General features: G+C 62.8%; 23 protein-coding genes. 16 read left to right on the top strand and 7 right to left on the bottom strand.

Translation table 11 applies throughout. The features are described 5' to 3' along the window. Positions 1-16 precede the first annotated feature (16 nt). Positions 17-1,198, top strand: a complete 1,182-nt coding sequence (purT, locus tag ACI2KG_RS05990; RefSeq protein WP_404661204.1) for a formate-dependent phosphoribosylglycinamide formyltransferase — start codon at positions 17-19, stop codon at positions 1,196-1,198. 138 nt (positions 1,199-1,336) lie between these two features. Here the strand turns inward: purT and ACI2KG_RS05985 are convergent, their stop codons facing one another. The 3 genes from ACI2KG_RS05985 to ACI2KG_RS05975 all read right to left on the bottom strand — a co-directional run bounded on the left by ACI2KG_RS05985 (position 1,337) and on the right by ACI2KG_RS05975 (position 4,933). Continuing rightward, the gene (locus ACI2KG_RS05985; RefSeq protein ID WP_404661203.1) at positions 1,337-2,635 is read right to left on the bottom strand and encodes an MFS transporter; all 1,299 of its coding nucleotides are present in this window, start codon (positions 2,633-2,635) and stop codon (positions 1,337-1,339) included. A gap of 273 nt (positions 2,636-2,908) precedes the next feature. Next, positions 2,909-4,114, bottom strand: a complete 1,206-nt coding sequence (locus ACI2KG_RS05980) for a transporter associated domain-containing protein (protein WP_404661202.1) — start codon at positions 4,112-4,114, stop codon at positions 2,909-2,911. Positions 4,115-4,123: 9 nt separating this feature from the next. Next, positions 4,124-4,933, bottom strand: coding sequence for an inner membrane protein YpjD (locus ACI2KG_RS05975; protein WP_400615565.1), 810 nt, complete (start codon positions 4,931-4,933; stop codon positions 4,124-4,126). A gap of 353 nt (positions 4,934-5,286) precedes the next feature. On the opposite strand from ACI2KG_RS05975, the gene ffh reads away from it, so the two are divergent. The 12 genes from ffh (at position 5,287) to ACI2KG_RS05915 (ending at position 15,372) form a co-directional block, all read left to right on the top strand. Beyond that, on the top strand, positions 5,287-6,663 hold the full coding sequence (gene ffh / locus ACI2KG_RS05970) for a signal recognition particle protein (protein WP_012270758.1): 1,377 nt from the start codon (positions 5,287-5,289) through the stop codon (positions 6,661-6,663). Positions 6,664-6,897: 234 nt separating this feature from the next. After that, positions 6,898-7,149 (top strand): 30S ribosomal protein S16, encoded by a 252-nt coding sequence (gene rpsP / locus ACI2KG_RS05965; RefSeq protein ID WP_008094480.1) that lies wholly within the window; start codon positions 6,898-6,900, stop codon positions 7,147-7,149. Positions 7,150-7,154: 5 nt separating this feature from the next. After that, entirely contained in the window at positions 7,155-7,691 is a 537-nt protein-coding gene (gene rimM, locus ACI2KG_RS05960) for a ribosome maturation factor RimM (protein ID WP_201207780.1), read from the top strand. Positions 7,692-7,694: 3 nt separating this feature from the next. Then, positions 7,695-8,447 carry a tRNA (guanosine(37)-N1)-methyltransferase TrmD gene (trmD, locus tag ACI2KG_RS05955; protein WP_008094486.1) on the top strand — a complete coding sequence of 251 codons (753 nt, stop codon included), beginning with the start codon at positions 7,695-7,697 and terminating at the stop codon, positions 8,445-8,447. Between the two features lie 42 nt (positions 8,448-8,489). Further along, entirely contained in the window at positions 8,490-8,840 is a 351-nt protein-coding gene (gene rplS, locus ACI2KG_RS05950; protein WP_003252148.1) for a 50S ribosomal protein L19, read from the top strand. Positions 8,841-8,935: 95 nt separating this feature from the next. Beyond that, positions 8,936-9,343: an acyl-CoA thioesterase gene (locus ACI2KG_RS05945; protein WP_404661201.1), complete on the top strand. Its 408-nt coding sequence runs from the start codon at positions 8,936-8,938 to the stop codon at positions 9,341-9,343. A gap of 252 nt (positions 9,344-9,595) precedes the next feature. Next, the gene (gene xerD / locus ACI2KG_RS05940) at positions 9,596-10,492 is read left to right on the top strand and encodes a site-specific tyrosine recombinase XerD (RefSeq protein WP_404661200.1); all 897 of its coding nucleotides are present in this window, start codon (positions 9,596-9,598) and stop codon (positions 10,490-10,492) included. A 153-nt stretch (positions 10,493-10,645) separates the two neighbouring features. Then, complete coding sequence (locus ACI2KG_RS05935; RefSeq protein ID WP_201207839.1) at positions 10,646-11,389, top strand: thioredoxin fold domain-containing protein; 744 nt, start codon at positions 10,646-10,648, stop codon at positions 11,387-11,389. Between the two features lie 83 nt (positions 11,390-11,472). Then, complete coding sequence (locus tag ACI2KG_RS05930) at positions 11,473-12,777, top strand: homoserine dehydrogenase (RefSeq protein WP_400615572.1); 1,305 nt, start codon at positions 11,473-11,475, stop codon at positions 12,775-12,777. Positions 12,778-12,946: 169 nt separating this feature from the next. Beyond that, complete coding sequence (thrC, locus tag ACI2KG_RS05925) at positions 12,947-14,356, top strand: threonine synthase (RefSeq protein ID WP_404661199.1); 1,410 nt, start codon at positions 12,947-12,949, stop codon at positions 14,354-14,356. A gap of 235 nt (positions 14,357-14,591) precedes the next feature. Further along, positions 14,592-15,011 (top strand): histidine kinase, encoded by a 420-nt coding sequence (locus ACI2KG_RS05920; RefSeq protein ID WP_404661198.1) that lies wholly within the window; start codon positions 14,592-14,594, stop codon positions 15,009-15,011. A 79-nt stretch (positions 15,012-15,090) separates the two neighbouring features. Then, positions 15,091-15,372 carry a DUF3509 domain-containing protein gene (locus tag ACI2KG_RS05915; protein ID WP_051096702.1) on the top strand — a complete coding sequence of 94 codons (282 nt, stop codon included), beginning with the start codon at positions 15,091-15,093 and terminating at the stop codon, positions 15,370-15,372. 249 nt (positions 15,373-15,621) lie between these two features. Here ACI2KG_RS05915 and ACI2KG_RS05910 read toward each other — a convergent pair whose 3' ends face one another. Beyond that, positions 15,622-16,497: a TIGR02285 family protein gene (locus ACI2KG_RS05910; protein WP_404661197.1), complete on the bottom strand. Its 876-nt coding sequence runs from the start codon at positions 16,495-16,497 to the stop codon at positions 15,622-15,624. 20 nt (positions 16,498-16,517) lie between these two features. Next, positions 16,518-17,717: a CaiB/BaiF CoA transferase family protein gene (locus ACI2KG_RS05905; RefSeq protein ID WP_404661196.1), complete on the bottom strand. Its 1,200-nt coding sequence runs from the start codon at positions 17,715-17,717 to the stop codon at positions 16,518-16,520. Positions 17,718-17,848: 131 nt separating this feature from the next. Here ACI2KG_RS05905 and ACI2KG_RS05900 point away from each other — a divergent pair, with 131 nt between their 5' ends. Together ACI2KG_RS05900 and recJ are read left to right on the top strand one after the other, a co-directional pair. Beyond that, positions 17,849-18,391, top strand: a complete 543-nt coding sequence (locus ACI2KG_RS05900; RefSeq protein WP_400615584.1) for a YaeQ family protein — start codon at positions 17,849-17,851, stop codon at positions 18,389-18,391. 8 nt (positions 18,392-18,399) lie between these two features. After that, entirely contained in the window at positions 18,400-20,109 is a 1,710-nt protein-coding gene (recJ, locus tag ACI2KG_RS05895; protein ID WP_404661195.1) for a single-stranded-DNA-specific exonuclease RecJ, read from the top strand. Between the two features lie 408 nt (positions 20,110-20,517). Here the strand turns inward: recJ and ACI2KG_RS05890 are convergent, their stop codons facing one another. Next, positions 20,518-20,787: a DUF3077 domain-containing protein gene (locus ACI2KG_RS05890; RefSeq protein WP_404661194.1), complete on the bottom strand. Its 270-nt coding sequence runs from the start codon at positions 20,785-20,787 to the stop codon at positions 20,518-20,520. A 658-nt stretch (positions 20,788-21,445) separates the two neighbouring features. Between ACI2KG_RS05890 and ACI2KG_RS05885 the strand changes: the two genes are divergently transcribed. Next, positions 21,446-22,552 (top strand): NADH:flavin oxidoreductase/NADH oxidase, encoded by a 1,107-nt coding sequence (locus ACI2KG_RS05885; RefSeq protein ID WP_404661193.1) that lies wholly within the window; start codon positions 21,446-21,448, stop codon positions 22,550-22,552. A gap of 662 nt (positions 22,553-23,214) precedes the next feature. Here ACI2KG_RS05885 and ACI2KG_RS05880 read toward each other — a convergent pair. Continuing rightward, positions 23,215-24,639 carry a gamma-aminobutyraldehyde dehydrogenase gene (locus ACI2KG_RS05880; protein WP_404661192.1) on the bottom strand — a complete coding sequence of 475 codons (1,425 nt, stop codon included), beginning with the start codon at positions 24,637-24,639 and terminating at the stop codon, positions 23,215-23,217. Between the last annotated feature and the right edge of the window lie 2 nt (positions 24,640-24,641).

Raw genomic sequence — 24,641 nt, 5'->3', positions numbered from 1 at the left:
CCTTCGAGGACCTGAAATGACCCGTATCGGAACCCCCTTGTCGCCCACCGCGACCCGTGTACTGCTGTGCGGCTGTGGCGAGCTGGGCAAGGAAGTGGTGATCGAGCTGCAGCGCCTGGGCGTCGAAGTGATCGCCGTCGACCGCTACGCCAATGCCCCGGCCATGCAGGTGGCGCACCGCAGCCACGTGGTCAACATGCTCGATGGCGTGGCCCTGCGTGCCGTGATCGAAGCCGAGAAGCCGCACTATATCGTTCCGGAAATCGAAGCCATCGCCACCGCCACCCTGGTCGAGCTGGAAAACGAAGGCTTCACCGTGGTGCCGACCGCCCGCGCCACCCAACTGACCATGAACCGCGAAGGCATCCGCCGCCTGGCCGCCGAAGAGCTGGAACTGCCAACCTCGCCGTACCACTTTGCCGACACTTACGAAGACTTCGCCAAGGGCGTGGCCGATGTCGGCTACCCGTGCGTGGTCAAGCCGGTGATGAGTTCGTCGGGCAAGGGCCAGAGCCTGCTGCGCAGCGATGCCGACCTGCAAAAGGCGTGGGACTACGCTCAGGAAGGCGGCCGCGCCGGCAAGGGCCGGGTGATTGTCGAAGGCTTTATCGACTTCGAATACGAAATTACCCTGCTGACCGTGCGCCACGTTGGCGGCACCACCTTCCTCGAACCGGTCGGCCACCGCCAGGAGAAAGGCGACTACCAGGAATCCTGGCAGCCGCAGGCCATGAGCCCGAAAGCGCTGGCCGAGTCGCAGCGCGTGGCCAAGGCGGTCACCGATGCCCTGGGCGGTCGCGGTCTGTTTGGCGTGGAGCTGTTCGTGAAAGGCGACCAGGTGTGGTTCAGCGAAGTTTCGCCGCGCCCGCATGACACTGGCCTGGTGACCCTGATTTCCCAGGACCAGTCGCAGTTCGCCTTGCATGCTCGCGCCATTCTCGGCCTGCCGATTCCGGTGGTTCGCCAGTTTGGTCCTTCGGCTTCGGCGGTGATCTTGCCCGAAGGTCAGTCGCAGCAGACCCGCTTCGCCAACCTGAGTGCAGCATTGAGCGAGCCGGATACTGCCATCCGCCTGTTCGGCAAACCGGAAATCAACGGTACCCGCCGCATGGGGGTGTGCCTGGCGCGTGATGAATCGGTCGAAGCGGCGCGGGCCAAGGCGACCCGTGCATCGCAGGCGGTCAAGGTCGAGTTCTGATCCAGGATTGCAGGGGGCCGCGTTGCGGCCCATCGCCGGCAAGCCAGCTCCCACAGGGAAATCACCAGGCTTAAGGGCTGTGGGGTACCTGTGGGAGCTGGCTTGCCGGCGATGGGCTGCAAAGCAGCCCCAGCATTCTCACAATTGTGTATTGCGGGTCTCTTTCAGGCACAACACAGCAATCAAACTGATCACCGCCGCGGCAGACACATACCCACCCACCCAGCTCAATCCACCCATGCTCACCAGCTTCTGGGCAAAGAACGGTGCCGCCGAGGCGCCGACGATGCCGCCCAGGTTATACGCCGCCGAAGCGCCGGTATAACGCACATGAGTCGGGAACAATTCAGGCAGCAAAGCCCCCATCGGCGCAAAGGTCACGCCCATCAGGAACAGCTCAATGGCCAGGAACAGCGCCACACCAGTGGTCGAACCCGAGGTCAGCAGCGGCTCCATGGTGAAGCCCGAAGCAACCGCCAGCAGGCCACCAACGATCAGCACCGGCTTGCGCCCATAACGGTCGCTGAGCCAGGCCGACAGCGGCGTTGCCAAGGCCATGAACACCACCGCAAAGCACAGCAAGCCAAGGAACCTCTCGCGGCTGTAGCCCAGTGTGGTCACGCCATAGCTCAGCGAGAACACCGTCGAGATATAGAACAGCGCGTAGCACACCACCATCGCCGCAGCGCCCAGCAGGGTAGGGCGCCAGTGTTTGGCGAACAGGTCAACCACCGGCATTTTCACCCGCTCCTGGCGAGCAACCGCCTTGGCGAATACCGGGCTTTCTTCAAGCTTCAGGCGCACATACAGCCCCACCAGCACCAGCGCAGCACTGAGCAGGAACGGAATGCGCCAGCCCCAGTCGCGGAACTGCTCGTCGCTCAGGGTCAGCGCCAGGGTCAGGAACAGGCCGTTGGCCGCCAGAAAGCCGATCGAAGGGCCCAGCTGCGGGAACATGCCGAACCAGGCGCGTTTGCCTTCCGGGGCGTTTTCGGTGGCCAGTAGTGCCGCGCCACCCCATTCGCCGCCCAGGCCCAGGCCTTGGCCAAAGCGCAGCAGGCAAAGGATGATCGGTGCCCACACGCCGATGCTGTCGTAGCCTGGCAGCACGCCGATGGCCGTGGTAGACACGCCCATCAGCAACAGCGAGGCGACCAGGGTCGACTTGCGGCCAATGCGGTCGCCAAAGTGGCCGAACAAGGCCGAGCCCAGCGGCCGTGCAAGGAAGGCGATACCAAAGGTTAGGAAGGCCGCCAGCATCTGCGCGGTGCCCGACCCGGACGGGAAGAACACCGGGCCGATTACCAGGGCCGCGGCAGTGGCATAGACGTAGAAGTCGTAGAACTCGATGGCGGTGCCGATGAAGCTGGCAGTGGCTACCCGCGCAGGCGAGTTGACCGGCGCGGCAGGCGCTTGGGCATAGGTGCTGCTTGTCATTAAGTAGGTCCCTGACAGTCTGGTCCGGCTCCATGGCTTGGCCTGCGTGGGCATGCATGCAACAGGGCAGGCACGGCTGCGCGGGCGCCGGAGCGTTTTGTTGTTGTGTGCGCCCGACTGACGATAGCCCAAGGGGGGTAGGGGCGGGGCGGGCACTGTTCGGGGTGTTGAAGCAGGACCGCGGGGCGTGTCAGTGGAGCGGACTGGCCGTGGAACGCCGGGTGCGGGTAGCAGGCGTGACGGCGGGGCTGGGTAAGCGTGACCCGAGTATAGCTAGCGGGTCACGGTCCACACCAGTACCTTGCTGGCACAATTGTCCTCTGTTTCGAGGATTTCCAGGCGATAGCGGCCGATCTTCAGGCAAACGGCGCTTTCCGGGATGCTTTCCAGCGCTTCGGTCACCAGCCCGTTGAGGGTTTTCGGGCCGCCGTCGCAGGGCAGGTGCCAGCCCAGGGATCGGTTGATTTCGCGCAGCGAGGCGGTGCCGTCGATGACGAAGGTGCCATCGGGCTGCGGGTGCACATGCGGGTTCTCCAGGCTTTGTTCGTCCTCGAACTCGCCGACGATCTCTTCGAGGATATCTTCGAGGGTGACGATACCCAGAACTTCGCCGTACTCGTCCACCACCACGCCCAGCCGCCGCTGCTGCTTGTGGAAGTTCAGCAACTGCATTTGCAGCGGCGTGCTCTCCGGCACGAAATACGGCTCGTAGCAGGCGCCGTGCAGCGCCTCCAGGGTCAACTCGGCCTTGGGCAGCAGGTGGCTGATCAGCTTGGTGTTGAGGATCGCTTCGACCTGGTTGATGTCGTTGTGGTACACCGGCAAGCGGGTGTGGCGGCTGACGATCAGCTGTTCGATGATGCGCTCGATCGGCTCGTCGAGGTTGATACCGTCGACTTCATTGCGTGGCACCAGGATGTCGTTGACCGTGATCTTGTCCAGCGCCTGCAGGCCGTCGAGCAAGCCGTGGCGGGGCGCTTCGTGCTCATCGTCCTCGTCCAGGTCGTCATCTTCCCGCGGATGCAGGGCCACCGCTGCCGGCTGGGTGCGGAACGGGCGCAAGACCAGCTTGGCGCAGCCGTCGAGCAGGCAGGCAAAGGGTTGCAACAGTATCAGCGGCGCTTTCAGCAGGCTAACCCCAAGGCTGACCAGTGCCTGCGGGTTGCGCCGGGCCAGGCGCCGAGGCAGGAATTCGGCAAAGATCAGCAAGGCCAGTGCGCCACCCAGGCCGGCCAGCCAGAACCCGTGTTCACCGCTATAGCGCTGGCCGATCAGGCACGCCAGGCCGAGTACCAGCAGCTTGCCCAGGCTGGCGCACAGCACCAGCGCCTGGACGGGCAGCGCTGGCTGCCCGTCTTCATGGGGGCGCAGCGAGCCATTGAGGTGCAGGCGGGCAGCATCCACGGCGGTAAACAACGCTGCCCAGAGCAGCGCCAGTGCCAAAGTGACCAATAGCGGTGCGTACGGCAGGGTGTCCATGGGCGGCCGTCAGATATGCAGGATGAATTCGCGAACCAGCTTGCTGCCAAAATAGGCCAGCATCAGCAGGCAGAAACCGGCCAGCGTCCAGCGGATGGCCTTGTGGCCACGCCAGCCCAGCCGCGTGCGGCCCCACAGCAGCACGCTGAACACCACCCAGGCCACGCAGGCCAGCAAGGTCTTGTGCACCAGGTGCTGGGCAAACAGGTTGTCGAGGAACAGCCAGCCGGAGATCAGCGACAGCGACAGCAGGCACCAGCCGGCCCAGAGGAAGCCAAACAGCAGGCTTTCCATGGTTTGCAGGGGCGGGAAGTTGCGGATCAGCCCGGACGGGTGCTTGTTCTTCAGCTGGCGGTCCTGCAGCAGCAGCAACAGCGACTGGAACACCGCGATGGTGAACAGCCCGTAGGCCAGGATCGACAGCAGGATATGCGCAAGGATGCCCGGTTCTTCGTTGATCAGCGGTACCGTGCCGGGCGGCGCGAACTGCGCCAGCAGGGCGGTTACCGCGCCCAGCGGGAACAGCAGCATCAGCAGGTTTTCTACCGGTATGCGCAGGCAGGCCAGCAGGGTCAGGGCAATGACCGCCACGGCAATCAGGCTGGCGGCGCTGAAAAAGTCCAGGCTCAGGCCCAGCGGGGTAATCAGCTGGAAGAACAGCGCGCCGGCCTGGGCCAGCACCGCGACGGCACCCAGCAGGCCAAGCAGGCGCTTGTCGGCCTTGCGGCCCTGGGCCAGGTGCGAGCCCTGGTAGATGGCCGCAGCTATATAAAGGCCGGCGGCGATCAGGTTGGGGATGAGGCTGGGTGAGGAGACCATAAGTCCTGGTTGGCGAGCCTTAAAGAGACGGAGTTTGGCATAGTGAGCTGCAAGCTGGAAGCCGCTAGCCTGAAGCTGCAAGCTTTAAGCTGCAAGCTTCAAGAAAAAGCAGCCATCCCGCGCATCGGCTCTCGCTTGTAGCTTGTAGCTTGCAGCTTGCAGCTTGCAGCTTGCAGCTTGCAGCTTGCAGCTTGCAGCTTGTAGCTTGCAGCTTGTAGCTTGCCGCTCGGAAGCCAAGGTGTGCGCCGCCGCCGCACTTCGCTATAATCGCCGCCTTGCTGTGCCCGGCGGGTGTGCATTACCCCGCGGGCGCCTGACAAACCTCGGCTTTTACTGGGCCTGAAAGGATCACCATGTTCGAAAACCTGACCGACCGCCTGTCACAGACGCTGCGCCATGTCACCGGCAAGGCCAAGCTGACCGAAGACAACATCAAGGACACGCTGCGCGAAGTGCGCATGGCCCTGCTCGAGGCCGACGTTGCCCTGCCGGTGGTCAAGGATTTCGTCAACAGCGTCAAGGAGCGTGCGGTCGGCACCGAAGTGTCGCGCAGCCTCACCCCAGGCCAGGCGTTCGTGAAGATTGTCCAGGCCGAGCTGGAAAGCCTGATGGGCGCGGCCAACGAAGACCTCGCGCTGAACGCCGCCCCGCCCGCCGTGGTACTGATGGCCGGCCTGCAGGGTGCCGGTAAGACCACCACCGCCGGCAAGCTGGCGCGCTTCCTTAAAGAGCGCAAGAAAAAGAGCGTGATGGTGGTGTCCGCCGACGTCTACCGCCCGGCGGCGATCAAGCAGCTGGAAACCCTGGCCAACGATATCGGCGTCACCTTCTTCCCGTCCGACATCAGCCAGAAGCCGGTGGCCATTGCCGAAGCGGCCATCCGTGAAGCCAAGCTGAAGTTCATCGACGTGGTCATCGTCGACACCGCCGGCCGCCTGCACATCGACGCCGACATGATGGACGAGATCAAGGCGCTGCACGCTGCGGTCAAGCCGATCGAGACCCTGTTCGTGGTCGACGCCATGACCGGCCAGGACGCCGCCAACACCGCCAAGGCGTTTGGCGAGGCGCTGCCGCTGACCGGCGTGGTGCTGACCAAGGTCGACGGTGACGCCCGCGGCGGTGCTGCGCTGTCGGTGCGTGCCATTACCGGCAAGCCGATCAAGTTCATCGGTATGGGTGAGAAGACCGAGGCCCTCGAGCCGTTCCACCCTGACCGCGTCGCTTCGCGCATCCTCGGCATGGGTGACGTGCTCAGCCTGATCGAGCAGGCCGAGCAGACCATCGACAAGGCCAAGGCCGACAAACTGGCCAAGAAGCTGAAGAAGGGCAAGGGCTTCGACCTTGAAGACTTCCGCGACCAGCTGCAACAAATGAAGAACATGGGCGGCCTCGGCGGCCTGATGGACAAGCTGCCGAGCATCGGCGGGGTCAACCTGTCGCAAATGGGCAATGCCCAGGGCGCGGCCGAGAAGCAGTTCAAGCAGATGGAAGCGATCATCAACTCCATGACCCCGGCCGAGCGCCGCGACCCTGACCTGATCAGCGGTTCGCGCAAGCGCCGTATCGCCTTGGGTTCCGGCACCCAGGTGCAGGACATCGGCCGGCTGATCAAGCAGCACAAGCAGATGCAGAAGATGATGAAGAAGTTCTCTGCCAAAGGCGGCATGGCCAAGATGATGCGCGGCCTTGGCGGCATGCTGCCCGGCGGCGGTATGCCGAAGCTGTAATACCTGATTCGGGTGCCTGCCTCTGCTGAGGTGGGCGCCCAGACCCCCGCTACGGCGGGGCAACGGCCGTGGATTTCACGGTTTAACCGGCAAATCTGATCGGTAAGGCAAAGCCTTGCCGAAAAAGTCATTTGCAAATGTCCGTGTATTCCTCGAGAATATGCGGCCTTTTGGGCACCCGTGTGCCTATTTGGCATTCAGATTTGCAGTACCGACTATAGGAACAATGTTCACATGGTAACCATTCGTCTTGCCCGTGGCGGCTCGAAAAAGCGCCCATTCTACCACCTGACCGTGACCAACTCGCGTAACGCCCGTGACGGCCGTTTCGTTGAGCGCGTAGGCTTCTTCAACCCGATCGCATCGGGCGCCGAAGTCAAGCTGTCGGTCAACCAGGAGCGCGTCACCTACTGGCTGAGCCAGGGTGCACAGCCGTCTGAGCGCGTTGCTCAGCTGCTGAAGGACGCTGCCAAGGCTGCTGCCTAAATAGTATGAACGCGACGCCAGAAAAGGCTGACGACCTCATCGTCGTTGGCAAGATTTTTTCGGTTCACGGCGTTCGCGGCGAGGTGAAGGTGTATTCCTTTACCGATCCGATTGAAAACCTGTTGGATTATCCACGCTGGACGCTTCGGCACGAAGGCAAGGTAAAGCAGGTCGAGCTGGTCAGCGGTCGTGGCTCCCAAAAGGGCCTGGTCGTGAAACTGAAAGGCCTCGAAGATCGTGATGAAGCCCGTCTTCTGAGCGGTTACGAAATCTGCATTGCGCGGAGCCTTTTGCCCAACCTGGCTGCCGACGAGTACTACTGGTACCAGTTGGAAGGCCTGAAGGTCATCAACCAGGACGAACAGCTGTTCGGCAAGGTCGATCACCTGTTGGAGACCGGTGCGAACGATGTAATGGTGGTCAAACCTTGCGCAGGCAGCCTGGATGATCGCGAGCGTCTGTTGCCCTATACGGAGCAATGCGTGCTGGCAATCGACCTGGAAGCAGGCACGATGCGGGTTGAGTGGGACGCGGACTTCTAAACGATGGGTAACCTTCGCGTAGACGTCATCACGTTGTTCCCCGAGATGTTCTCGGCCATCACTGAGTACGGCATTACCAGCCGCGCGGTGAAACAGGGGTTGCTTCAGGTGACTTGCTGGAACCCGCGGGACTACACCACAGATCGTCACCACACGGTAGATGATCGGCCGTTTGGCGGTGGTCCGGGCATGGTGATGAAAATCAAGCCTCTGGAAGACGCACTGGTTAGCGCCAGGCAAGCGACCGGAGCATCGGCAAAGGTAATCTACCTTTCGCCGCAAGGCCGCAAGCTGACTCAGCAGGCGGTCAAAGGCCTGGCCGAACAGGAATCGTTGATCCTGATCGCCGGTCGTTATGAAGGCATTGACGAGCGCTTTATAGAGGCTCATGTCGATGAGGAGTGGTCGATTGGTGACTATGTGCTTTCCGGTGGCGAGCTGCCGGCCATGGTTCTGATCGATGCGGTTACGCGGCTGCTGCCCGGAGCTTTAGGGCATGTGGACTCGGCGGAGGAAGATTCCTTTACCGACGGTCTGCTTGATTGCCCGCACTACACCCGACCTGAGGTGTATGCGGATCAGCGTGTTCCCGACGTGTTGCTAAGTGGCAACCATGCACATATCCGGCGTTGGAGGATGAAGCAGTCCCTTGGTAGGACCTTCGAACGACGCGCCGATCTTCTGGAAAGTCGCTCGCTTTCTGGAGAAGAGAAGAAGCTGCTCGAGGAATATCTCCGCGAGCGGGACGATAGTTAAACGTATCGATGGTGGATCGCGTATCCATCTTAGGAGCACAGCATGACCAACAAGATCATCCAGCAGCTCGAAGCCGAGCAGATGAGCAAGGAAATCCCGACCTTCGCACCAGGCGACACCGTTGTCGTTCAGGTTAAAGTGAAGGAAGGTGAGCGTTCCCGTCTGCAGGCGTTCGAAGGCGTTGTTATCGCCAAGCGTAACCGCGGTCTGAACAGCGCCTTCACCGTGCGCAAGATCTCCAGCGGCGTTGGCGTAGAGCGTACCTTCCAGACCTACAGCCCGCAAATCGACAGCCTGGCCGTGAAACGTCGTGGTGACGTGCGTAAAGCCAAGCTGTACTACCTGCGCGACCTGTCCGGCAAAGCCGCTCGCATCAAGGAAAAACTGTCCTGAGTACAGTTTGCCCGGTGGCCAAGGCCGCCTAGCGAGAAAAAAGCAGCCTTCGGGCTGCTTTTTTGCGTTTTGAACCTTCAAAAGACCTGATTGCCATGACTACCCGAGACCAGGAAATCCAGCGCCGCACCGAGTTGTCGGTAACCCGCGTGACCAAGGCAGTGTTCCCCAACACCACCAACCACTACAACACCTTGTTCGGCGGCACCGCCCTGGCCTGGATGGACGAAGTGTCGTTCATTGCCGCCACGCGCTTCTGCCGCCTGCCGCTGGTGACCGTGTCCACCGACCGCATCGACTTCAAGCACCCGATCCCGGCGGGATCGATCGTCGAACTGGTGGGTTCTGTGGTCAAGGTCGGCAATACCAGCTTGCAGGTACAGGTGGACGTGTTCGTCGAGAATATGTACCTGGACGGCCGCGAGCGGGCGATCCACGGGGTATTCAGTTTCGTCGCCATCGACGAGGACAAGCGCCCGGTGCCCGTGCTGCCCCAGGCCTGAGTCTTTCTCAGGTGCGACTTGCTGTGTTCGGCTGACGCGGTCCCTGTAGGAGCGGCCTTGTGTCGCGATGGGCTGCGCAGCAGCCCCGGGATTTCAGCGGCGCTGCACCATTTCTGGGGCTGCTGCGCAGCCCATCGCGACACAAGGCCGCTCCTACAGGGGGCGCGTCAGCCGTTCAATGTCCGATTGATCACGACAACCCCCAAGCGGCTGTGAAACACTAACCCCACCTCCAACACCCAGCAGCCCCGAATGCCCGCCCTAGACCACCCCCTGATCGACCAGTTCCTCGATGCCCTATGGCTTGAAAAAGGCCTGGCCGACAACACCCGCGTTTCCTACCGCAGCGACCTGGCCCTGTTCAACGGCTGGCTGCAGGAGCGTTCGGTGTCGCTGCCCGACGCGGGTCGCGAGCTGATCCTCGACCACTTGGCCTGGCGCCTCGACCAGGGCTACAAGCCGCGCTCCACGGCGCGTTTCATCTCTGGCCTGCGCGGCTTCTTCCGCTATCTGTTGCGGGAAAAGCTGGTGGCCATCGACCCGACCCTGCAAGTCGACATGCCCCAGCTGGGCAAGCCACTGCCCAAATCGCTGTCCGAGGCTGACGTAGAAGCCCTGCTGCAAGCCCCGGACCTGGGCGAAGCCATCGGCCAGCGCGATCGCGCCATGCTCGAAGTGCTGTATGCCTGCGGCCTGCGCGTCACCGAACTGGTCAGCCTCACCCTCGACCAGGTCAACCTGCGCCAAGGCGTACTGCGGGTAATGGGTAAGGGCAGCAAGGAGCGCCTTGTGCCCATGGGCGAAGAGGCGGTGGTGTGGTTGGAACGCTACCTGCGCGATGGCCGTGCCGAGCTGCTCAATGGCCGCCCCAGTGACGTGCTGTTCCCCAGCCTGCGCGGCGAGCAGATGACCCGCCAGACCTTCTGGCACCGCATCAAGCACCATGCCCGGGTTGCCGGCATCGACAAACCGCTGTCACCGCACACCCTGCGCCATGCCTTCGCCACCCACCTGCTCAACCACGGCGCCGACCTGCGGGTGGTGCAGATGCTGCTGGGCCACAGCGACCTGTCGACCACGCAGATCTACACCCACGTGGCCAAGGCCCGCCTGCAGCAGCTGCACGCCCAGCACCACCCGCGTGGATGAATGTTTTTCATGTTCCGCCGACCGGTCCTTGCAAGCCCCTTCACCGGTAGCGTGATGTGGTAGGCTTGGGCGGTTTGCACCAAGGGCCGCACGGCCACCGCGTATTTTCCGCAGGTGGCGCCCTCCGGCCCCTGTCCGCCTTCAGGAGTTCCCATGCGCGTGACCCAGTTTTTCGCCGCCGCCGCGTTGGCGCTGGCCAGTACCTTTGCCGTTGCCGCGGCAACCGATAGCAATGCCGGTGCCGAGCAGGCCATCCGCAAATCGTTGCAAAACCTTGAGCTGGAAGTGCCCGTGGAAAGCGTGGCCAGCAGCCCGCTGAACGGCCTGTACGAAGTCAAGCTGCAAGGCGGCCGTGTGCTGTATGCCAGCGCTGATGGCCAGTTCGTGATGCAGGGCTACCTGTTCCAGATCCAGGACGGCAAGCCGGTCAACCTCACTGAAAAAACCGAGCGTCAGGGCATCGCCAAGCTCATCAACGGCATTCCAGCCGCCGAGATGGTGGTTTATCCTGCCAAGGGCGAGACCAAGTCGCACATCACCGTGTTCACCGACACCACCTGCCCGTACTGCCACAAGCTGCATGCCGAAGTGCCCGAGTTGAACCGCCGCGGTATCGAAGTGCGCTACGTCGCCTTCCCGCGTCAGGGCCTCGGCTCGCCGGGTGACCAGCAGTTGCAGGCGGTGTGGTGCTCCAGCGACCGCCGTGGGGCAATGGACAAGATGGTCGAAGGCGAAGAAATCAAGGCTGCCAAGTGCGCCAACCCGGTTGGCAAGCAGTTCCAGCTGGGCCAGTCGATTGGCGTCAACGGCACGCCAGCCATCGTGCTGGAAAGCGGCCAGGTCATTCCGGGCTACCAGCCGGCACCGCAGGTTGCCAAGCTGGCACTGGCCAAGTAATTCAATTCAGTACGCCGTCGTCATGGGGTGACGGTATGTTTCACGGTCGGCAAAGGTGCCGGCCGTTCAATGGGGAGTTCACAGTGAAACCGGTCAAAGTAGGCATCTGTGGGTTGGGGACCGTCGGTGGCGGAACCTTCAATGTACTTCAGCGCAACGCCGAGGAGATTGCCCGCCGTGCCGGGCGCGGTATTGAAGTGGCACAGATCGCCATGCGCTCGCAGAACCCGAACTGCCAGATTACCGGTACCCCCATTACCGCTGACGTGTTCGAAGTTGCGAGCAACCCGGAGATCGACATTGTCATCGAGCTGATCGGTGGCTATACCATCGCCCGCGACCTGGTGCTCAAGGCCATCGAAAACGGCAAGCACGTGGTCACCGCCAACAAGGCGCTGATCGCCGTGCACGGTAACGAAATCTTCGCCAAGGCCCGCGAGAAGGGCGTCATCGTTGCCTTCGAAGCAGCCGTGGCCGGCGGCATCCCGGTGATCAAGGCCATTCGCGAAGGCCTGTCGGCCAACCGCATCAACTGGCTGGCCGGTATCATCAACGGCACCGGCAATTTCATCCTCACCGAAATGCGCGAGAAGGGCCGTGCCTTCCCGGACGTGCTGGCCGAAGCCCAGGCGCTGGGCTATGCCGAAGCCGATCCGACCTTTGATGTCGAAGGCATCGATGCTGCACACAAGCTGACCATCCTGGCGTCCATCGCCTTTGGTATCCCGCTGCAGTTCGACAAGGCCTACACCGAAGGCATCACCCAGCTGACCACTGCTGACGTGAACTACGCTGAAGCGCTGGGCTACCGCATCAAGCACCTGGGCGTGGCCCGCCGCACTGCCGAAGGCATCGAGCTGCGCGTGCACCCGACGCTGATCCCGGCCGACCGCCTGATCGCCAACGTCAACGGCGTGATGAACGCGGTCATGGTCAACGGCGACGCTGCCGGTTCTACCCTGTACTACGGCGCCGGTGCCGGCATGGAGCCTACGGCTTCGTCGGTGGTGGGCGACCTGGTCGACGTGGTCCGCGCGATGACTTCCGACCCGGAAAACCGTGTGCCGCACCTGGCCTTCCAGCCAGATTCGCTGTCGGCCCACCCGATCCTGCCGATCGAAGCCTGCCAGAGCGCCTACTACCTGCGCATCCAGGCCAAGGATCATCCGGGCGTACTGGCCCAGGTGGCCAGCATTCTCTCGGAGCGGGGCATCAACATAGAGTCGATCATGCAGAAGGAAGCCGAGGAACAGGACGGCCTGGTGCCGATGATCCTGCTGACCCATGGCGTGGTCGAGCAGCGTATCAACGACGCCATCGTCGCCCTGGAAGCCCTGCAGGACGTAGTCGGCAACGTTGTGCGCATCCGCGTCGAACAGCTCAATTAAGTGGCAAGCTTCAAGCTGCAAGCTGCAAGTAAAGGCAGTTCGGTGTTGAAGCTTCGAAGAGAGTAAATTTGCGGCAATGATGAGACGCGGAGCACGAGAGCAATGCCAATCGGCTTTTTCTTGTAGCTTGCAGCTTATAGCTTGCCGCTCAAATCAAAGGTTTGCACCCATGCGCTATATCAGTACTCGCGGCCAGGCACCGGCCCTGAATTTCGAAGACGTGCTGCTGGCTGGCCTGGCCAGCGACGGCGGCCTGTACGTGCCGGAAAACCTGCCACGCTTCACCCAGGAAGAAATCGCCTCGTGGGCCGGCCTGCCGTACCACGAGCTGGCCTTCCGGGTCATGCGCCCGTTCGTCGAAGGCAGCATTGCCGACGCCGACTTCAAGAAGATCCTCGAAGAAACCTACGGCGAGTTCTCCCACGCTGCGGTGGCCCCGCTGCGTCAGCTGAACAGCAACGAGTGGGTACTCGAGCTGTTCCACGGCCCGACCTTGGCGTTCAAGGACTTTGCCCTGCAACTGCTCGGCCGCCTGCTCGACCACGTACTGGCCAAGCGCAACGAGCGCGTGGTGATTGTCGGCGCCACCAGTGGCGACACCGGCTCTGCCGCCATCGAAGGTTGCCGCCGTTGCGACAACGTCGACATCTTCATCCTGCACCCGCACCAGCGCGTGTCGGAGGTGCAGCGCAGGCAGATGACCACAATCTTCGGTGACAACATCCACAACATCGCCATTGAAGGCAACTTCGATGACTGCCAGGAAATGGTCAAGGCCAGCTTTGCTGACCAGTCGTTCCTCAAGGGTACCCGCCTGGTGGCAGTCAACTCGATCAACTGGGCGCGGATCATGGCCCAGATCGTCTACTACTTCCATGCAGCGCTGCAGCTGGGTGGCCCGGCGCGCTCGGTAGCGTTCTCGGTGCCCACCGGCAACTTCGGTGACATCTTCGCCGGTTACCTGGCGCGCAACATGGGTCTGCCGGTCAGCCAGCTGATTGTCGCCACCAACCGCAACGACATCCTGCACCGCTTCATGAGCGGCAATCAGTACGTCAAGGAAACCCTGCACGCGACCCTGTCGCCGTCGATGGACATCATGGTCTCGTCCAACTTCGAGCGCCTGCTGTTCGACCTGCACGGTCGCAACGGTGGTGCGATTGCCGAGCTGATGGCCAACTTCAAGCAAGGTGGCGGCTTCAGCGTCGAGCAAGACCGCTGGACCGAAGCGCGCAAGCTGTTCGACTCGCTGGCCGTCAGTGACGCGCAAACCTGCGAGACCATCGCCGAGGTATTCGCCGCTACCGGTGAAGTACTCGACCCGCACACCGCGATCGGCGTCAAGGCCGCCCACGAGTGCCGTCGCAGCCTGGACACGCCGATGGTGGTGTTGGGTACCGCACACCCGGTCAAGTTCCCGGAAGCGGTCGAAAAGGCCGGTGTGGGCAAGGCGCTTGAGCTGCCGGCGCACCTCAGCGACCTGTTCAGCCGTGATGAGCGTTGCACGGTCCTGGCCAATGACCTGAAAGCGGTACAGGACTTTGTCAGCCAGCACGGTAACCGCGGCAAGCCGTTGTAACCGCGTAGCTTTCTGGGGCTGCTTCGCAGCCCTATCGCGACACAAGGCCGCTCTTACAGGCGACCGCGTCCCATGTAGCTGACGCGTTCCCCTGTAGGAGCGGCCTTGTGTCGCGATAGGGCCGCAAAGCGGCCCCAAAATCGAAGCCTTTTCTGAGGGCTCAATCAGAAACATCCTATTCAGCCACACCCAGCGCAACACCTAGATTAGCCGGTCCTCCCACCAGGAGCGGCTCATGTACCAGACCTCCGTGTTGATCCACCAGGCGCGCCCATCCCACCAGATCCTCCTGCACCAGGCCCTCAATGCCCAAGGTGTGTTCGACGTGCGCATCAGCGCAAGCACCGCTGAACTGGATGCCTGTCTCGGCGCCAAACGCCATCCCGACCTGCTGATCCTCGACCACGCCATGCCGATCCGGGCCGGCCTTGCCTTGCTAACCCGGCGGCAGCAGGCGCGTGCACTGCTGTTCGTGGGTCAACCCATGCCTGAGCGCCACAACCTTGCCCAAGAGGCACGAAAGAAGGGCCTGTGGGTACTCGCCGAGCTGCCCTGGCCACTGTCGATGCCGCGCCTGCAGCATGCCCTGCAAACCCTGCAGGTGCGCCCGGGTCGGCGTATCCAAACTGTCATGTCAGCCCCGCATGCTCACTGAAACAGGTGCAGCATGACGAACTTTTCGCTGCGTCTGTTGGTCAGTTCCTTTATATCCCACCACGCAGCGAGTGAACCGGATGGAAAGAATCTGCAGCCTGCTCAACGACGCCCTGAGCCCTTACCAGACCCACCTCGGCATCGCCGATGCCAGCGGTAACCGCCAACTGACCGTTCATGACCGCCTCGCCGGCATTACCTTGCGGCGCACCGTCAGCGAGCGCCAGTTGCAGGAGCAACGCCTGTTGATCGACCTGGTGGATGGCCTGCACCGTGACCTGCAGATAGCCGAGGGGCGTTTGCAGCCCTGTGTGATCGCGGCACTGCAGCAGCGTCAGCAACCGCAGGGAACCTTTGCCTGAGTGGCTTATCAGACACAGTAGGGCAGCCGGCCAGTGCTTTGCTCCGGTATTGGCAAGGCTGTCACGGGAAGTCCCCAAGGACTTTCGCTTGGCCCCGGGCGTCTTCCCCAGCGCCCGGGGTTTCTTTTTTCTGCAACCTGCACCGGCCCTATCGCCGGCAAGCCAGCTCCCACAGGTACTGCATACGTCTCAAGGGCTGTGTAGTACCTGTGGGAGCTGGCTTGCCGGCGATAGGGCCGGTGCAGGCAATCAATGTGCTTCAAAGAACCGCTTGCTCTCTTCCAGGTAATCGTCCTGCAACGCCGGGTCCAGCCAGCGCGCATACAACGCCGGCAGCACATCCCGGCGCAGCGCCGGCAGCAACTGGTCGATATGCGCCACCGCAGCACGCCCCCGTTCGCTGTCCGAACACCCCACATGCAGAAACTGATAGCGCTCCACGCCCTGCACGGGGTGAAACTGGTAATCAGCCAGTGAGCCCCCTTGTTGCTGAATCAGATAGCGCACCTCCGGCCAGTAGCCGAGTACCAGGCGCAAGCGCCCCAGTTGCTGCATCTGCAGCAAGTTGGCGGTGGCATCGTTGCCGTAATGGCGGCTGAGCGAGGTGTCAGGCAACTGGCGCAGGATGCCGTCGATCTGCGTGCCATAGCTGCGCTCGGCAACAATCCCAAGCTTCAACGGGGTCTTGCTCAGCATGCCGTGCAGGTCCACCTGCTGGCCGTCGAGGTAGGGCGCCACCAGCGCCTGATTTTCCTTGCGCAGCACCAGACCACCGCTGAGTACGCCCAGCGATGGCATGGAAAAGCGCACATACTCGGCGCGTTGCGGGGTCCAGAGCAGGGTCGGGTCGCAGGTGAAACTGCTGGGGTCTTGCAGCATCTGGAGGCCACGGGCGCGGTTGACCCGCACGATGCTGTGGTCGTACTCGGGCATTTGCCCGATCAGCAGCGGTAACAGTTGGTCGACCACGCCCTGGCCTTTTTCCCGGCCTTCAAAAATGGTGAACGGCGGCAGGTCGCGCACCAGCCAGAACAGGCGCTCCTTGGCGCTGGCCGGTTGCAGCAGCAAAGCAGCCAACAGCCCGCACAGCAGGGCCAGGTGGCGACGGCAGCGGGCAGCGCGCATGGAGCCGGGACGCGCCAGGGTCAGACCGTGCCTGCTGCGCGCAGGCTGGCGATGGCCGCCGCGTCGTAACCGAGGCTGCCGAGCAATGCCTCGGTGTGCTCGCCCAATGCCGGGCCTACCCACTCGGTAGAACCGGGGGTGTCCGACAGCTTGGGTACGATGCCGGGCATCTTGAACGGTTTGCCGTCCGGCAGTTTGGCCTGCAGGAACATTTCCCGCGCCAGGTACTGCGGGTCGTTGAACATGTCCTCGGCGGAATAAATGCGGCTGGCCGGGACTTCGGCCGTGTTCAGCACCTGCATCAACTGTTCCAGCGGCAGGCTGTTGGCCCAGCGGTCGATCACACCGTACAGCTCATCGCGGCGCAGGTCGCGGCCATCGTTGGTGGCCAGCGTCGGATCATTGGCCAGATCGTCGCGGCCGATGGCCTGCATGAAGCGTTTGAAGATTGCGTCGCCGTTGGCGCCGATCTGCACATGCTTGCCGTCGGCACTGGTGTGGATGGAGGAGGGGGTGATGCCGGGCATGATGTTACCGGTGCGCTCGCGAATGAACCCGAACACATCGAATTCCGGGACCATGCTTTCCATCATGGCGAATATCGCCTCGTACAGCGCCACGTCCACCACCTGGCCCTGGCCACCGTTGACTTCCCGGTGGCGCAGCGCCATCAGCGCACCGATCACCCCCCACAAGGCAGCAATCGAGTCACCGATGGAAATGCCGGTACGCACAGGTGGGCGGTCGTCGAAGCCGGTGATGTAGCGCAGGCCGCCCATCGACTCGCCTACCGCGCCGAAGCCTGGTTGGTCTTTCATCGGCCCGGTCTGACCAAAGCCTGACAGGCGCACCATGACCAGGCGCGGGTTCAGCGCGTGCAACACCTCCCAGCCCAGGCCGAGCTTTTCCAGCACGCCGGGGCGGAAGTTCTCGATCAGGATGTCGGCTTCGGCCAGCAGCTTTTTCAGCACCTCGCGGCCTTCGGGGTGCTTGAGGTTGAGGGTGAGCGACTGCTTGTTGCGCGCCTGCACGAACCACCACAGCGAGGTGCCCTCGTACAGCTTGCGCCACTTGCGCAGCGGGTCGCCGCCATCGGGCGATTCGACCTTGACCACCTCGGCACCGAATTCGGCGCAGATCCGCGAAGCGAACGGCCCGGCGATCAGGGTGCCGAGTTCGACAACTTTAAGGCCGGCGAGGGGTTTGCTGGGCGTCGACATGGGGCATCCGTGGCAGTTGGGCAGAGCCGTGGTTTTATCACACGTCGGTTTCGCCGGGTACTGCTGCGGCGCATGGAGGGTGCGGATGGGTTAGACTGTGCCACTTTTCTTTTGCACGAAGCCCGTCGACCATGGCCCAGCCGTCCACCACCTACAAGTTCGAACTGAATCTCACCGACCTTGATCGCAACGTCTACGAAAGCGTCAAGCAAACCATCGCGCGTCACCCTTCGGAAACTGAAGAGCGCATGGCGGTTCGGCTGCTGGCGTATGCGCTCTGGTACAACGAGAACTTGTCGTTTGGCCGTGGCCTGTCGGATGTCGATGAACCGGCGCTGTGGGAAAAGAGCCTGGACGACCGTGTGCTGCACTGGATCGAAGTCGGCCAACCGGATGCCGACCGCCTGACCTGGTGCTCGCGTCGCACCGAACGCACCAGCCTGCTGGCCTACGGCAGCCTGCGGGTGTGGGAAGGCAAAGTGGTGCCGGCAGTCAAGAACCTGAAGAACCTGAACATTGCCGCTGTGCCGCAAGAAGTGCTGGAAACCCTGGCCACCGACATGCCGCGCAGCATCAAGTGGGACGTGATGATCAGCGAAGGTACGGTTTTCGTCACCGACGACCGTGGCCAGCACGAAGTGCAACTGCAGTGGCTGCTCGGTGAGCGTGGCTGAAGCAACCCATGCGCATCGAACCCCGCCCACTGCCATCGACCCTGCCATTTCTGGGTAACCTGCCACCCTTGCTGACCCGCCTGTACGCCGCACGCGGCGTGCAGAGCGAGGCCGAGCTGGACAAAAGCCTGGCGCGCCTGCTGCCTTATCAGCTGCTCAAGGGCATCGAGGCTGGCGTCGACCTGCTGGTCGAGGCCCTCGACCAGCGCCAGCGCATCCTGATCGTCGGCGACTTCGATGCCGATGGCGCCACGGCCAGCACCGTCGGCGTGCTGGGCCTGCGCCTGCTGGGTGCGGCCCATGTCGATTACCTGGTGCCCAACCGCTTCGAGTACGGTTACGGCCTGACCCCGGAAATCGTCGAGGTGGCGTTGCAGCGCCAGCCGCAGTTGCTGATTACCGTGGACAACGGCATTTCCAGCGTCGACGGTGTGGCCGCCGCCAAGGCTGCCGGGCTCAAGGTGCTGGTGACCGACCACCACTTGCCGGGTGCAGAGTTGCCCGACGCCGATGCCATCATCAACCCCAACCAGCCGGGTTGCAGCTTCCCGAGCAAGTCGCTGGCCGGGGTAGGGGTGATCTTCTACGTGCTGATGGCCCTGCGTGCACGTTTGCGCAGCCTGGGGCGCTATGAAACACAGCCACAGCCGAACATCGGTGAACTGCTCGACCTGGTTGCCCTGGGCAGCGTCGCCGACGTGGTGCCGCTGGATGCCAACAACCGCATCCTGGTGCACCAGGGCCTGGAGCGCATCCGCGCCGGCCGCGCCCGCCCGGGGCTGAAGGCCATTCTTGAAGTGGCACGTCGTGATCACCGGCGCATCACCTCGACTGACCTCGGTTTCATCCTCGGCCCACGGCTGAACGCCGCCGGGCGGCTGGATGACATGAGCCTGGGTATCGAGTGCCTGCTGTGCGAAGACGCGGCGCTGGCCCAGGACATGGCCCAGCAGCTGGACGACCTCAACCAGGACCGCAAGTCCATTGAGCAGGGCATGCAGCGCGAGGCCCTGGCCCAGCTCAAGGACCTGCCGGTCGAGTCGATGCCGTATGGCCTGTGCCTGTTCGATGCTGACTGGCACCAGGGCGTGATCGGTATTCTGGCTTCGCGGCTGAAGGAGCGGTACCACCGGCCGACCATCGCTTTTGCCGATGCCGGCGAGGGCATGCTCAAAGGTTCGGCGCGTTCGGTGCCGGGGTTCCATATTCGTGATGCGCTGGATGCCGTGGCCGCGCGCCACCCGCAACTGATCAGCAAGTTTGGTGGCCACGCCATGGCGGCCGGGTTGTCGTTGCCCGAGGCCAATTTCCCGGCCTTTGCTCAGGCGTTCGACGAAGAAGTGCGGCGCCAGCTGCGCGAAGAGGACCTGACCGGCCGGCTGCTGTCCGATGGCAGCCTGGCCGTGGAGGAATTTCACCTCGAACTGGCCAAGGCCCTGCGCCATGCCGGGCCTTGGGGCCAGCACTTCCCCGAGCCGTTGTTCCATGGCGTGTTCCAGCTGGTGGAGCAGCGTGTGGTTGGCGAGCGGCACCTGAAGGTGGTGCTCAAGAGCGAATGTGGCTCGGTGCGGCTGGATGGTATTGCCTTCGGCGTTGACCGCGAAGTGTGGCCGAACCCGACGGTGCGTTGGGTGGAATTGGCTTACAAGCTGGATGTGAACGAGTTTCGCGGTAATGAGAGTGTGCAGTTGATGATTGCGCACATGGAGCCGCGCTGATTGTAGGCTGTATCGCTTCCACAATTGTGCAGGCATGGCACAGAACACTCATGGGCGGGTGTTTGGCTGTGGCGGTGGTTGGGGCTACCAGGTGCCAGCCTTGATAGTGATGCCGCCTATGAGATCGAGCGCCGCCCGCGCGGCGCTTCGCGGGGCAAGCCCGCTCCCACATCTGTTTCCGGCCAATTTCGCCTGTGCCATTGGCGCGCGCCCCTTGTTTGTTCGACTCGATATTGAGCAATGCGCCAAGGGACGCGGGAAGATGCCACAGGAATAATTGGCCCGAAACAAATGTGGGAGCGGGCTTGCCCCGCGAAGCGCCGCGCGGGCGGCGCTCGATTTCACAGGCGCTGCAAGCCTGTCGGCGTACACCTGGCGGCCATCACGCGAACAACGACCACACCAACCTTAACGTGACATGCCTAACTCGGCATCATCCATCAACGCCTTGGCCATCGCACTCAGGTAGTGCGCAGCCCAGATCATCATCGGTTTCTCATCCATCAGGCCGACGATGGTCAGTTCGCGTACGTAGCCCATCAATTCGGATGCCTGATCACGGGCGTCCCGGCAGGGAATGCCTGCTTCGATGCGAAACAGGGGGTGGGTCTGGTTTTCACCTTGGAAGAACGTGGTTTTGCCGACGGTGAATTGGGTTTCTGGGACGGACGTTTTCATAGCAATTCCTTGAAGGCTGAAGGAGTTACTTGAAGATTGGCCGGGTTTCCACACCCGCATCGCTAGATTTCAGCGACCTGGAAAGCCTAAGTGGCAGAGTTTCCAAGAACAATCAGACGCCAGTCGACAGGACTTGTAGGGTATTTCCTCAGACTGGGAATCACCATATCTGGGTTGTAGGGGATATCTGAAATGCCTGTCAGGGTGTTTGGCTTTAGCGGCAGTTAGGGCTGCCAGGTGCCTGCCTTGAGGGTGATGTCGCCTATGAGATCGAGCGCCGCCCGCGCGGCGCTTCGCGGGGCAAGCCCGCTCCCACATCTGTTTCGGGCCAATTAATCCTGTGGCATCTTCGCGCGCCCCTTGGAGCATGGCTCGATATCGAGTCGTGCAAACAAGGGGCGCGCGCTAAAGGCACAGGCATTACTGGCCCGAAATAGATGTGGGAGCGGGCTTGCCCCGCGAAGCGCCGCCCGCGCGGCGCTCGATCTCTTAGGCGACATCACTCTCAAGACGATCACCCCGCACCCCCACCCAAAATCCCATGGAACCTTCCCCCCAACCATTCTGGTCTAGTCTGAATACTGACCGGACCCGGGCCAGGGACGTGTAATTGAGTGCTCGGGCCGGATCACCATTGGAGTCCTTGGGAGGTGCCCTCATGAGCCTGCTGCTCGAGCCTTACACCCTGCGTCAGCTGACGCTGCCCAACCGCATCGCCGTGTCGCCGATGTGCCAGTATTCCGCCGTCGATGGCCTGGCCAACGATTGGCACCTTGTTCATCTGGGCAGCCGCGCCGTAGGTGGCGCGGGCCTTGTCATCACCGAAGCCGTGGCGGTTACCGCCGATGGCCGAATAACCGCCGAAGACCTTGGCCTGTGGGACGACGCGCAGATCGTCCCGCTGCAACGCATCACCCGTTTCATCACCGCCCAGGGCGCTGTGCCCGGCATCCAGCTGGCCCATGCCGGGCGCAAGGCCAGCACCTATCGCCCGTGGCTGGGCAAACAAGGCAGCGTCAAGCTGGAGGAGGGTGGCTGGCAGCCGGTGGGGCCGTCGAAAATCGCCTTCGACCCGCAACACACCGCCCCACGTGAATTGAGCCAGGACGAGATTCAGGATGTGATTGGCGCCTTCGTCGCCTCGACCGAGCGCGCCTTGAGGGCCGGTTTCAAGGTGGTGGAAATCCACGCCGCGCACGGCTATCTGCTGCATCAATTCCTCTCGCCGCTGAGCAACCAGCGCCGTGACGAGTACGGCAGCTGCTTCGAAAACCGCATCCGCCTGACCTTGCAGGTGGTAGAGGCTGTGCGCAAGGTCTGGCCTGCCGAATTGCCGCTGCTGGTGCGGGTATCGGCAACCGATTGGGTGGAAGATGGCTGGAACCCGGATGAAACCGTCGAACTGGCCCGGCGCCTGCGCGGCTTGGGTGTCGACCTGATCGACGTATCCTCCGGCGGCACCTCGGTCAACGCCGAAATCCCCACCGGCCCAGGCTACCAGACCCGTTTTGCCGAGCGCGTGCGCAAGGAATCGGAAATCGCCACCGGCACTGTGGGTATGATCACCGAGCCGGCCCAGGCCGAGCACATCCTGCGCACCGGCCAGGCCGACATCATCTTCCTCGCCCGCGAACTGCTGCGCGACCCGTACTGGCCGCTGCATGCCGACGACGACCTGGGCGGCAACAAGGCCACCTGGCCAGCGCAATACCAACGCGCCACCAGCCGGGCCAACCCGATTCACGAGTCGGATTTGCGCGACTAGGGGCTACCTGTACTGGCCTCTTCGCGGGCTTGCCCGCTCCCACAGGTACATCACAGCCCTTGAGGTTTGTGATGTACCTGTGGGAGCGGGCAAGCCCTAATGCCAGTCAGTTAAGACTGCCGGGGCTGCTGTGCAGCCCATCGCCGGCAAGCCAGCTCCCACACCGACCGCATCGGATTCAAGCCATGCGCCATATTGTGGGAGCCTGGCTTGCCGGCGATGGGCCGCAACGCGGCCCCAAATTGCTTAACTGACCGGCATTAGGGCAAGCCCGCGAATGCGATGGTGATTTTACCGCTGCATTCGCGGGTGAACCCGCTCCCACAGAGAACGTGCAATGTCAGGACTGGATACATGCTCCTGCTCCTCGGGCTATTTCCAGATAGTCGTCCACTGCCTCCTTGAATGCAGCAGACAGTATCCTGCGTGACCGAGCATGAAACCCGACGATTTCGTGGGCTGTACAAAGGTGACCGACCCATAAGCGGTCTTCCTTGCTGTATTTCACCGTTGCTCTTTGTCCTCGATATTCCATGTCAACCGGCCCTTTGCTCATCCCATTTTGATGGCCCCAAGATAATGGATTTGGCATTGGGAATGGGCTGAGCCGCTTGTAGGAAGGCGCCTGGATTGAGGTGCGGGCCTCAATCCAGGCTTCACGCTCAATGCTTGATCATCACATGCCGCACACAGGTGTAATCCTCCAGCCCATACATCGACATGTCCTTGCCATACCCCGAATGCTTCTGCCCGCCATGGGGCATTTCGCTGACCAGCATGAAGTGGGTATTCACCCAGGTGCAGCCATACTGCAAGCGCGCGGCCAGGCGGTGGGCGCGGCCGGTGTCGCGGGTCCAGACCGATGAGGCCAGGCCGTAGTTGGAGTCGTTGGCCCATTCCAGTGCCTGCGCTTCATCGGTAAAGCGGGTGACCGACACCACCGGCCCGAACACTTCGTTGCGCACGATTTCGTCATCCTGCAGGGCATCGGCCAGCACGGTCGGCTGGAAGAAGAAACCCTTACCCTCGATGGCCTTGCCGCCAGTCACCAGGCGGATGTGCGGCTGGGCGATGGCCCGCTGCACCAGGCCGGCGACTTTGTCGCGGTGCTGGGCGCTGATCAGTGGCCCCAGTTCAGTATCCTCGGCGTCCTGCAGGCCGGGTTTCAGGGTAGCGACCGCTTCACCCAGGCGCTCGACAAAACGCTCGTAGATGCCGTCCTGCACATACAGGCGACACGCTGCCGTGCAATCCTGGCCAGCGTTGTAGAAGCCGAATGTGCGAATGCCGTCGATGGCCGCGTCGATGTCGGCATCGTCGAACACCAGCACCGGCGCCTTGCCGCCCAGTTCCATGTGCATGCGCTTCACGCTGTCGGCGGTGGCGCTGATGATGTGCGCGCCGGTGGGGATCGAGCCGGTCAGCGAGACCATGCGCACCTTGGGGTGGGTGACCAACGGGTTGCCGACCGTCTGGCCGCGGCCAAAGAGAATGTTCAGCACCCCCGGTGGCAGCAGGCCCTGTGCCAGTTCGCCCAGGCGCAGGGCGGTCAGTGGGGTCAGCTCGGAGGGTTTGATCACCACCGTATTGCCGGCGGCCAGGGCCGGGGCGATCTTCCACGCCAGCATCATCAACGGGTAGTTCCACGGTGCGATCGAGGCCACCACACCCAGTGGGTCGCGGCGGATCATCGACGTGTGGCCCGGCAGGTACTCGCCCGCCGCCGAACCGCCCAGGCAGCGCGCGGCACCGGCAAAGTAGCGGAACACGTCGGCAATGGCCGGGATCTCATCGTTGAGCGCGGCGCTCAGCGGTTTGCCACAGTTCTGCGACTCCAGTCGGGCCAGTTCATCCGCATGCGCTTCAATGGCGTCGGCCAGGTTCAGCAGGGCCTGCGAGCGCTCCTTGGGGCTGGTTTGCGACCAACTGTCGAAGGCCTGGTCGGCAGCGCGCACGGCGCTGTCCACCTGGGCCTCGGTGGCCTCGTTGATCTGCGCCAGGGCTGTGCCCTGCGCCGGGTCGAGCACAGTCCAGGTCGGGCCTTGGCCAGCGACCAGTTGGCCATGGATCAGCATCTGCGTTTGCATCG

This window comes from Pseudomonas sp. NPDC089407, from assembly GCF_044900445.1.
Lineage (GTDB): Bacteria > Pseudomonadota > Gammaproteobacteria > Pseudomonadales > Pseudomonadaceae > Aquipseudomonas.
This window is presented reverse-complemented; position numbering and strand designations above follow the sequence as displayed.

Coding starts and splice junctions, on each gene's coding strand:
- ACI2KG_RS05910 (WP_404661197.1), bottom strand. CDS start 16,497: ATGCGCGCTGCCCGCTGCCGTCGCCACCTGGCCCTGCTGTGCGGGCTG.
- purT (WP_404661204.1), top strand. CDS start 17: ATGACCCGTATCGGAACCCCCTTGTCGCCCACCGCGACCCGTGTACTG.
- rimM (WP_201207780.1), top strand. CDS start 7,155: ATGAACGCGACGCCAGAAAAGGCTGACGACCTCATCGTCGTTGGCAAG.
- ACI2KG_RS05880 (WP_404661192.1), bottom strand. CDS start 24,639: ATGCAAACGCAGATGCTGATCCATGGCCAACTGGTCGCTGGCCAAGGC.
- ACI2KG_RS05900 (WP_400615584.1), top strand. CDS start 17,849: ATGGCCCAGCCGTCCACCACCTACAAGTTCGAACTGAATCTCACCGAC.
- thrC (WP_404661199.1), top strand. CDS start 12,947: ATGCGCTATATCAGTACTCGCGGCCAGGCACCGGCCCTGAATTTCGAA.
- recJ (WP_404661195.1), top strand. CDS start 18,400: ATGCGCATCGAACCCCGCCCACTGCCATCGACCCTGCCATTTCTGGGT.
- rpsP (WP_008094480.1), top strand. CDS start 6,898: ATGGTAACCATTCGTCTTGCCCGTGGCGGCTCGAAAAAGCGCCCATTC.
- ACI2KG_RS05980 (WP_404661202.1), bottom strand. CDS start 4,114: ATGGACACCCTGCCGTACGCACCGCTATTGGTCACTTTGGCACTGGCG.
- ACI2KG_RS05885 (WP_404661193.1), top strand. CDS start 21,446: ATGAGCCTGCTGCTCGAGCCTTACACCCTGCGTCAGCTGACGCTGCCC.
- ACI2KG_RS05920 (WP_404661198.1), top strand. CDS start 14,592: ATGTACCAGACCTCCGTGTTGATCCACCAGGCGCGCCCATCCCACCAG.
- ffh (WP_012270758.1), top strand. CDS start 5,287: ATGTTCGAAAACCTGACCGACCGCCTGTCACAGACGCTGCGCCATGTC.
- ACI2KG_RS05975 (WP_400615565.1), bottom strand. CDS start 4,933: ATGGTCTCCTCACCCAGCCTCATCCCCAACCTGATCGCCGCCGGCCTT.
- rplS (WP_003252148.1), top strand. CDS start 8,490: ATGACCAACAAGATCATCCAGCAGCTCGAAGCCGAGCAGATGAGCAAG.
- ACI2KG_RS05890 (WP_404661194.1), bottom strand. CDS start 20,787: ATGAAAACGTCCGTCCCAGAAACCCAATTCACCGTCGGCAAAACCACG.
- trmD (WP_008094486.1), top strand. CDS start 7,695: ATGGGTAACCTTCGCGTAGACGTCATCACGTTGTTCCCCGAGATGTTC.
- ACI2KG_RS05945 (WP_404661201.1), top strand. CDS start 8,936: ATGACTACCCGAGACCAGGAAATCCAGCGCCGCACCGAGTTGTCGGTA.
- ACI2KG_RS05985 (WP_404661203.1), bottom strand. CDS start 2,635: ATGACAAGCAGCACCTATGCCCAAGCGCCTGCCGCGCCGGTCAACTCG.
- ACI2KG_RS05935 (WP_201207839.1), top strand. CDS start 10,646: ATGCGCGTGACCCAGTTTTTCGCCGCCGCCGCGTTGGCGCTGGCCAGT.
- xerD (WP_404661200.1), top strand. CDS start 9,596: ATGCCCGCCCTAGACCACCCCCTGATCGACCAGTTCCTCGATGCCCTA.
- ACI2KG_RS05905 (WP_404661196.1), bottom strand. CDS start 17,717: ATGTCGACGCCCAGCAAACCCCTCGCCGGCCTTAAAGTTGTCGAACTC.
- ACI2KG_RS05915 (WP_051096702.1), top strand. CDS start 15,091: ATGGAAAGAATCTGCAGCCTGCTCAACGACGCCCTGAGCCCTTACCAG.